At 48.0% G+C, this 8,018-nt stretch carries 9 protein-coding genes; 4 read left to right on the top strand and 5 right to left on the bottom strand.

The window, feature by feature from the left end; all coding sequences use genetic code 11:
- The first annotated feature begins 129 nt into the window (after positions 1–129).
- The 4 genes from hemC (at position 130) to hemL (ending at position 4,673) form a co-directional block, all read left to right on the top strand.
- Entirely contained in the window at positions 130–1,032 is a 903-nt protein-coding gene (gene hemC / locus DEF47_RS18500) for a hydroxymethylbilane synthase (protein WP_012191079.1), read from the top strand.
- Between the two features lie 159 nt (positions 1,033–1,191).
- Complete coding sequence (locus DEF47_RS18495) at positions 1,192–1,992, top strand: uroporphyrinogen-III synthase (RefSeq protein WP_012191080.1); 801 nt, start codon at positions 1,192–1,194, stop codon at positions 1,990–1,992.
- Positions 1,989–2,996: a porphobilinogen synthase gene (gene hemB, locus DEF47_RS18490; RefSeq protein WP_012191081.1), complete on the top strand. Its 1,008-nt coding sequence runs from the start codon at positions 1,989–1,991 to the stop codon at positions 2,994–2,996. Before DEF47_RS18495 ends, hemB begins: the two co-directional genes overlap by 4 nt.
- 387 nt (positions 2,997–3,383) lie before the next feature.
- On the top strand, positions 3,384–4,673 hold the full coding sequence (hemL, locus tag DEF47_RS18485; RefSeq protein ID WP_012191082.1) for a glutamate-1-semialdehyde 2,1-aminomutase: 1,290 nt from the start codon (positions 3,384–3,386) through the stop codon (positions 4,671–4,673).
- Between the two features lie 44 nt (positions 4,674–4,717).
- Here hemL and DEF47_RS18480 read toward each other — a convergent pair whose 3' ends face one another.
- Genes DEF47_RS18480 through DEF47_RS18460 form a run of 5 tightly spaced genes read right to left on the bottom strand, consistent with a single transcriptional unit; the run spans position 4,718 to position 7,946 of the window.
- Complete coding sequence (locus tag DEF47_RS18480; protein WP_287045284.1) at positions 4,718–5,011, bottom strand: hypothetical protein; 294 nt, start codon at positions 5,009–5,011, stop codon at positions 4,718–4,720.
- Positions 5,005–5,544, bottom strand: a complete 540-nt coding sequence (locus tag DEF47_RS18475; protein WP_012191084.1) for a hypothetical protein — start codon at positions 5,542–5,544, stop codon at positions 5,005–5,007. Before DEF47_RS18475 ends, DEF47_RS18480 begins: the two co-directional genes overlap by 7 nt.
- Positions 5,545–5,561: 17 nt before the next feature.
- Positions 5,562–6,521 (bottom strand): endonuclease/exonuclease/phosphatase family protein, encoded by a 960-nt coding sequence (locus DEF47_RS18470; protein ID WP_012191085.1) that lies wholly within the window; start codon positions 6,519–6,521, stop codon positions 5,562–5,564.
- Positions 6,522–6,576: 55 nt separating this feature from the next.
- On the bottom strand, positions 6,577–7,095 hold the full coding sequence (locus DEF47_RS18465; protein ID WP_041304674.1) for a hypothetical protein: 519 nt from the start codon (positions 7,093–7,095) through the stop codon (positions 6,577–6,579).
- A complete protein-coding gene (locus DEF47_RS18460; RefSeq protein ID WP_012191087.1) occupies positions 7,095–7,946 on the bottom strand; it encodes a hypothetical protein in 852 nt (283 codons plus the stop codon). The genes DEF47_RS18465 and DEF47_RS18460 overlap by 1 nt, the downstream gene beginning before the upstream one ends.
- Positions 7,947–8,018: the final 72 nt, after the last annotated feature.

The raw sequence follows: 8,018 nt of genomic DNA, 5'->3' as shown, positions 1-8,018 counted from the left end.
GGGGGTGCAGGGGGATTAAAGCCCCCTGCGTTTCCCGCCTTGAGGCGGGACGGAAGGGTGGTGATCACCAATGATTATTAATCCACGAAAAATACTTTATTCACTTATTCTATAGTTAAGAATGACAGCATGAACATATTAACCATTGGAACGCGCAAAAGCCAATTGGCCTTGGTGCAAACCCACGCCATGCGCGATGCCTTGTTGGCGGCGCATCCCCAATTAACGATCGAACTTGAACACATCACCACCAAGGGCGATGCGATTTTGGATCGACCATTGGCGGCGATTGGCGATAAGGGTCTGTTTGTCAGCGAAATTGAGGATGCCATGCGCAATGGCAAGGTCGATCTGGCGGTGCATAGTGCCAAAGATTTGCCTTCAATTTTAGCGCCCGACATGACGATTGCAGCCTATCCCGAACGGGCCGACCCACGCGATGTCTTGGTTGGAGCCGAAGGGCGCAGGCTTGCCGATTTGGTGCCTGGAGCCAAGGTTGGCACGAGTAGCCCGCGGCGTGCTGCCCAATTGCGCCATTTACGGCCCGATCTAACAATTATTGATATTCGCGGCAATGTTGATACGCGCTTGCGTAAACTTGACGAAGGCCAATACGATGCGATTGTGTTGGCGGCAGCAGGCTTGCAACGCTTAGGATTATTGAAGCGTGTGACCCAATTTTTCGAGCCAGCCGAAATGACTCCAGCGGTTTCGCAGGGCATTTTGGGCATCGAAGCACGGGCAGGCGATCAACGAGTTGCTGATTTGCTCAAGGTGCTCGATCACGCTGAATCACGGGCGACTGCTGAAGCCGAAAAAGCCTTTTTGGCCACCATTGGCGGCGGTTGCCAAGTGGCGGTTGGCGCATTTGCCACCTATCAAATAGGCCAATTGCACTTAATCGGTATGATTGGAGCACTTGATGGACGCTTAGTGCGCGGTGAATTAACTGGCAGTGCGAGTACGGCGCAAGCGCTTGGGACAAGTCTAGCGCAACAATTATTGGCTCAAGGTGGGAGAGAACTGCTCTAGCTCGGTTGCGATTTAGAGCAGTTTTGGCATAACCGATCGTGCTTGAATTAACAGCGGGCAGGCCATAATCTTGTATACTACCAAGGCCGACGATTAATGAATTGCATATTGAATACTCGCCTATAGCTGCGTGCTAGCAACAGATTGTGGATTGCAACAATGACGATGCACACACCCTTAACGGGCAAGCGAATTGTGTTGACCCGCGCCCGTGAGCAGATGACCGAGTTCGCTCAACTCTTGGCAGACCATGGAGCCGAAACGCTCTATTGCTCGGCAATTCAAACCCTACCACCCGACGATTGGCAACCATTTGACCGCGCTCTGAGCCAAATTGAAGGCTTCGATTGGATGATTGCTACCAGTACCAACGCCGTGCGAGCGTTCTTCGAGCGTTATGGGGTTTTAGGCTTGCCCTGCAACGCCTTAAATCAATTAAAAATTGCCGCGATTGGCAAGGCTACCGCCAAATTATTAACTGATTTTGGCCATGCGCCCGATTTTGTGCCGCATGCCTATGTTGCCGAGCAATTTCTCGTCGAATTTCAAGATATTGCTGGCCAACGCATTTTTCTGCCCCAAGCTGATATTGCACGCCCACTGTTGCGCGAAGCATTAATCGAACGTGGCGCAGACGTAACGGCGGTGGTGGCTTATCGCACCGTGCCCGATCCACAGGTAGTCGCATTGGCTGAGTTGCTACGTCAGCAACGGGTTGATGTGGTGACATTCACCTCAAGTTCAACCGTGCGCTACACCATCGAAGCCTTGCATGCGGCAGGTATGCGCAATTCACAAGAATTTTTAAATCAGACAATCATTGCAACAATTGGCCCTATCACCAGCCAAACCGCGCTTGATGTGGGCTTGCATGTTGATATAGAGGCAGCGGAACATTCAACCCAAGGCTTAGTTGAAGCCCTGCTTGAATGGGCCAAAACCGAGAAGGAACTGGCATGAGTATGCTCGAAAGCGTGCCAACGCCCAATCGTCGTTTGCGGCGCGGACGGCGCAACGCCACATTACGGCGCATGGTACGTGAAACTCAATTAACTGTTGATAATCTAATTGCCCCATTATTTATTGTTGAAGGCCAGAATATTCGCAAGCCAATTAGCTCGATGCCTGGTCAATTTCAACTTTCGCTCGATCAGCTCGGCACTGAGATTGATGAACTGGTTGCGGCGCAAATTCCAGCAGTGCTGCTCTTTGGTATTCCCTTGCATAAAGATGCTCAAGGTAGCTCAGCTTGGGATGCGAATGGCCCTGTGCCTAGCGCAATTCGGGCAATTAAACAGCAAGCACCACATTTGGTGGTAATTGCCGATGTTTGTATGTGCGAATATACCGACCACGGCCATTGTGGCATTTTAACCAGCGGTGAGCCAGAAACAATCACCGTTGATAATGACCCAACCTTGGAATTATTAGCCCGTGCTTCGGTGGCTTATGCCGAGGCTGGCGCTGATGTGGTTGCTCCCAGCGCCATGATGGATGGCCAAATTGCCGCAATTCGCTATGGCCTTGATCAAGCAGGCTACCACGACACAATTATTTTGTCGTATGCAGCTAAATTTGCCTCGGCTTTTTATGGCCCGTTCCGCGAAGCTGCTGAATCAACACCCCAATTTGGCGACCGCCGCTCGTACCAAATGGATGCGGCCAACGCCCGCGAGGCGATTGCCGAAACCGCGCTCGATGTCGCCGAGGGAGCAGATTGGCTGATGGTCAAGCCAGCTGGGGCTTATTTGGATATTATTCGGGCAGTTTACGAAGAATTTGATCTACCACTAGCAGCCTATCAAGTGAGCGGCGAATATGCCATGATCAAGGCTGCTGCTGCCAACGGCTGGATCGATGAGCAACGGGTGGCACTTGAAAGCTTGCTGGCAATTCGCCGAGCAGGCGCAAGTATGATCATAACCTATTATGCCAAGGCGGCGGCGCAGTGGTTGAAAGCCTAGGGACGAAGAGCATAGAACATAGAGCATAGAACATAGGGCTGGGGATCGGCTGTTGGGGATTGGGGATTGGATTTAGCGCAGAGGCGCAGAGTAAGAGCATAGAACATAGAGCCTAGATGTAATGGTTCATTGGATTCCGTTCCCTCACCCCAACCCCTCGCCCACTGTGGCGGGCGAGGGGAGCACTGTTGGAGCGGTTCCCCCTCGCCTCGCCGGCGGGAGAGGGGGTTAGGGGTGAGGGCATGCTGGTCGTTGTTCGTGCGATAAACCATTACATCTAGAACATACAGGGTTTCTTCGTGCTCTTCGTGTTCTTCGTGGTTTCAAAACCGATCCCCAGCCCCCGATCCCCGATCCCCGAGACATAACATATGGAGACAGAAAAACGTGATCAACGATGCTTCTAGCGCGGCGTTTGAACGCGCCCAAGCACTTTTACCAGGCGGAGTGAATAGCCCAGTGCGGGCTTTTCGGGGCGTTGGCGGCGTGCCACGCTTTATCGATCATGGCGCAGGAGCCTATCTCTACGACATCGATGGCAATCAATATATCGATTATGTTTTGTCGTGGGGGCCGTTAATTCTGGGCCACGCCTATCCAGCAGTAGTCGAGGCAATTTGTGCCCAAGCTCAACGTGGCACAAGCTTTGGTGCACCAACCGAGCTTGAAAGCGAATTGGCCGAGTTGGTGATCGCCGCAGTACCAAGTGTCGAGATGGTGCGCTTTGTTTCGTCGGGCACTGAAGCCGCGATGAGCGCAATTCGTTTGGCGCGGGCTTACACCCAACGCGAGAAAATTATCAAATTTGAGGGTTGCTACCACGGCCATGCTGATCCATTTTTGGTGCAAGCTGGCTCAGGTGTGGCAACCTTAGGCTTGCCCGATAGCCCAGGCGTTTTGAAAAGCGCTACCAGCAACACCCTGACCGCACCATTTAACGATCTTGAAGCAGTCGAAGCGCTATTTAAAGCCAATGCTGGGCAAGTTGCCGCCTTGGTAATCGAGCCTGTGGCAGGCAATATGGGCTTTGTACTGCCACGCGAAGGCTATCTTGCAGGCCTGCGCCAACTTTGCGATCAATACGGGGCATTATTGATTTTCGACGAAGTAATGACGGGCTTTCGCGTGGCCTACGGTGGAGCACAAGCCTACTTCAACGTGATGCCCGATTTGACCTGCTTGGGCAAAGTAGTAGGCGGCGGTTTGCCAGCGGCGGCCTATGGCGGACGACGCGAGATTATGCAGATGGTCGCTCCAGCTGGCACAATGTATCAAGCTGGCACGCTTTCGGGCAACCCACTGGCGATGGTCGCTGGCATTGTAACTTTACGCGAAATTGCCAAGCCCGAAGTTTTCGAGCGCTTAACTGGTGTAACTTCGACGCTGTGTCAAGGCTTTTGGAAGGCCGCCTTCAAAAATGGCATTCCCTTCCAAGCGCATAAAGCTGGCAGTATGTGGGGCTTCTTCTTTGCTGGCGATGAGGTTTATGATTTCACATCGGCCAAGCGGGCTGATACCGCCATGTTTGGCAAATTCTTCCATGCCATGCTGGAGCAAGGCGTGTATCTTGCGCCGTCGCAATTTGAGGCCGCCTTTGTCTCAACGGCCCATACCGACGAACTCGTCGCTCAAACGATAAATGCAGCCCAAGCGGCTTTTGCCAGCATTCGCAGCTAAAATAACAAGCAGCGCCAGTTTAATTAAGCTGGCGCTCGTTTTTCTCAACGGGTCAAATACCAAGCAAATCCTGCAATTATTATCACCAAAGCTACTGAAACAAGCACAAAAGGCAAACGATAGGGCTGTGATGATGCCACAGTTGGCACAAACATCTGCTCGTGCTGCTCACGCTGATTGTGTTCAATCGCCCGTAAGTTTTGTGGAAATTGGGCAAAAAGTAAATGCAACCAACCTAATACAAGCATTGCAAATGATATAACTATTAGTATTATTATATCCTTGTCAGGCGATTTTACCCATTCAATTCGTTTACTAATAAAAGAAAAAATCAACATAAGGATAATCCATACACCATATTCCATACTTTCGTTTTATCATGTAAGGCAGGTGCAAAGTATCCGATATTTGATAGTATATTAGGTTTATATTGATAATACATTGATTTAAAATATGGAATACCGTGATTAAATGGAATTTCATACTGTTTATTTTTTTGATTCACATAATTTACAATTGTAACTATATCTTTGCCTTTCAACATTGTCACTGGAATTTCAAACATTTGATCTTTATTGATTACACGGAGCAGATACATACCATTATCATATGTCATATCCTCAGCTGCAATAACCTCATTCCAATTAATCTTTTTTCCAAGCACAAGCGAATCGATGTGCATATAATCATCAGCTGTAATAAAACGCCATTTATGTGATAACCACGTAAAGCCAATGGGAATCGTAGACAACCCGAAACTAATTGCTGCATCAAAAAATTCATTCTTACTGACAAGGATAACTGTTGCCACAACTAAAATAACCACAAACGGAACTGCATATTTTGTAGCAGCAGACTTATAAACCGTCATACGTCTTAACCCTCAAACTATTCGGCTAAACGCTGCAAATCGGCGACCACAAAGCCGTGATCCGACAAATTAGCCGTGCCATTCCAAGCCCGCAAGGGCTGCCAATGGGCGTTGGGCATAATATAATCCAAACGCACCGCTTTGGGAATAGCGCCATTGCTCGGAAAGGTATAGCCCAAACCCCAGCCTTGTTGTTGGTAGGCATCGCCAAGCTGTTGACGTAAACGTAAATAATTGGGCTGGCGTTCAGTCGTATTCAAATCGCCTGCCAAAATTAAGGGTTGGCTTTGGTCAGCAATCAATTTCAGCAAATGATCGAAGGTTGGGTCTTGCTGGGTTTTGGTATAAATGCCCTTGAAACTGGCCAGCGGAATATGCGGATGGGTGTTGATCAGGCGGGTTGGGCCGTTTGGAGTGGCAATCTCCAAATATTGGCAGCCACAACTATCAACACCACGCGCAACCGGAGCCAACTCGCGCAGCGGCCAGCGGCTAAGCGTCGCCAAACCACCAGCGCCCGAATGGGGATCAAGCGCGGCATAAGGGTACAAATCTTCCAAGGCTTCGGGGAGTTGCGGGTCAAGCTGAAAATTATATTCCTGCAAAACTACAATATCCGGCTGTTGCTGACGAATTGTCGCCGCCAAGCCAGCAATATCTTGGGTATTGTAAAACACATTCCAGGTCATAATCCGCAAATCTTGGGGGGTCGAATTCGCTGATTGGGGTAGCCAACGCCCGCCATATAAGCCCAAAACTACCAGCATATTCAAGCCGAGCACGCCCAGCAAATAATTGCGACGCAAACTAACCGCCAGCAGCGCAATCGGCAATAAACTGGCATACACCCAGGCATCAAACACCAGCAATACCATACCTTGCGGTGTAGTTGCCAGCGCAGTCCAGCGTAAAAGCGACCACAAACTGCATGGCACAACGCCCAGCCACGCCAAATAGATCAAGCCACGTTTGATCATCACGAATTCTCCCTTACTCTACAAGCTTGAGGTTCATTGATCGTCAAATTATCAATTAATCATCACGACCAACCAAAAATTCATCATGCTGCAAACTAAATTGATTTCTACCAGAATACTTAAGCAATTGTTTGCGCATTTTGATCTTATATTGGCGGCAATATTGATATAATTCCTGTTCAATCGCGACACAATCTGCTTGGGTAAATATGCTAGCAGAGATTCCATCTTCGCTGATTTTACCATTATTATAAATGAACTTAAATTTCATATAATCAGCAGCTTTGGGTATAAGTTTTTGAGGATAGTAATATGACTCAACCGTCACCAAGCGCATACATTTCCAATCTATTCTCATTCTCTTCAAATATACTTGAAATTCAATATATTCAGCATTAATATTCAAATATCCTTGTTTTTGAATGTAAAATAAATAAAAAGCTAGTGCAGCAGTTAATCCTATCACGATAGCCAAAGCAAATTCATTATTAATCAGCAAGATGCTAGCGATATTTATCAAAATTACCATAATAACCAGTGGGAAATAGATAGTTTTTCTGTGTTTATAGGTCATTAGAAACCTACAATCCCATAATATATCGAAATCAACACAACGATTAATCCATAGAATCCCAATAAGCGGGCAAATAGGGTTTTATCAACCAATTTTGGCACATACAAGGCCGATTCTTGTGGCTTAATCAACAGGTCAGGTTGCTTAATCGCATTTGGCAACAGTGCTAAGCCTAATTTGAGCACTTGATAGATTGCAAATGCAGTCAGTGCAACAAAAAATTCTTGTTCGGTTACAGCTGCATAAATCATTGCAATTGCCAACAAACACCAACAAAACCTACGCAAAATTTCAAGTGACTTAATTAGTGGTGGTCGATGCAGTCGCATCAGCTTTTGCCAAATGCTTAATCGCTCTGGATAGATCACTGGATAATCAAGGGTATCGATAGTTTTATTGGGAATTGCATAGTGTTGAATATAATGCGCTAGCTTGGTTTTAAATAGTGTGCGATCATGCTCAGTAAAGCGCGTATGCACAATGATTGAGCGTTGGGCATCAGAAAAACGCACGGCGTAGGTTGCCCAGAGATAGCTCAAATCGCGATCCATAAAACGTGGTGCTGCTGGCTCAGTCACAAATTCAATCGCATGCAGCGTATTCCAAGCAAAAGTATAATCGCCAGTGTAATTTTTCACCCGAATGCCCTGATCGCTCAGATAAACATGTTGCCACGTTAATAAGCCAAAGCGCACCAATAGCGCGAGCCACCACCCAGTAAAACAGGCTGCGGCCCAAAAGGTATAGTTGCTCAAAAAGCCCAGCCCAAACATCAAGCCAAGCGACCAAGTTAGGCCGACCAAAACAATTAAACTCCGCGAAATGCGCAAGTGAATGATTGATGGATTCATTGAAGTTCTCGCTTCTCAAAATATTGATTAAGTGTACCAGCGGTTAATACGCACCGTTGAGGAGCTAGGATA

Source organism: Herpetosiphon sp., from assembly GCF_003512625.1.
Lineage (GTDB): Bacteria > Chloroflexota > Chloroflexia > Chloroflexales > Herpetosiphonaceae > Herpetosiphon > Herpetosiphon aurantiacus.
This window is presented reverse-complemented; position numbering and strand designations above follow the sequence as displayed.

Excerpts from the sequence above, each read along its gene's own strand:
- DEF47_RS18460 (WP_012191087.1), bottom strand. The coding sequence starts at position 7,946 with ATGAATCCATCAATCATTCACTTGCGCATTTCGCGGAGTTTAATTGTT.
- DEF47_RS18465 (WP_041304674.1), bottom strand. The coding sequence starts at position 7,095 with ATGACCTATAAACACAGAAAAACTATCTATTTCCCACTGGTTATTATG.
- DEF47_RS18495 (WP_012191080.1), top strand. The coding sequence starts at position 1,192 with ATGACGATGCACACACCCTTAACGGGCAAGCGAATTGTGTTGACCCGC.
- DEF47_RS18470 (WP_012191085.1), bottom strand. The coding sequence starts at position 6,521 with ATGATCAAACGTGGCTTGATCTATTTGGCGTGGCTGGGCGTTGTGCCA.
- DEF47_RS18480 (WP_287045284.1), bottom strand. The coding sequence starts at position 5,011 with ATGTTGATTTTTTCTTTTATTAGTAAACGAATTGAATGGGTAAAATCG.
- hemC (WP_012191079.1), top strand. The coding sequence starts at position 130 with ATGAACATATTAACCATTGGAACGCGCAAAAGCCAATTGGCCTTGGTG.
- hemB (WP_012191081.1), top strand. The coding sequence starts at position 1,989 with ATGAGTATGCTCGAAAGCGTGCCAACGCCCAATCGTCGTTTGCGGCGC.
- DEF47_RS18475 (WP_012191084.1), bottom strand. The coding sequence starts at position 5,544 with ATGACGGTTTATAAGTCTGCTGCTACAAAATATGCAGTTCCGTTTGTG.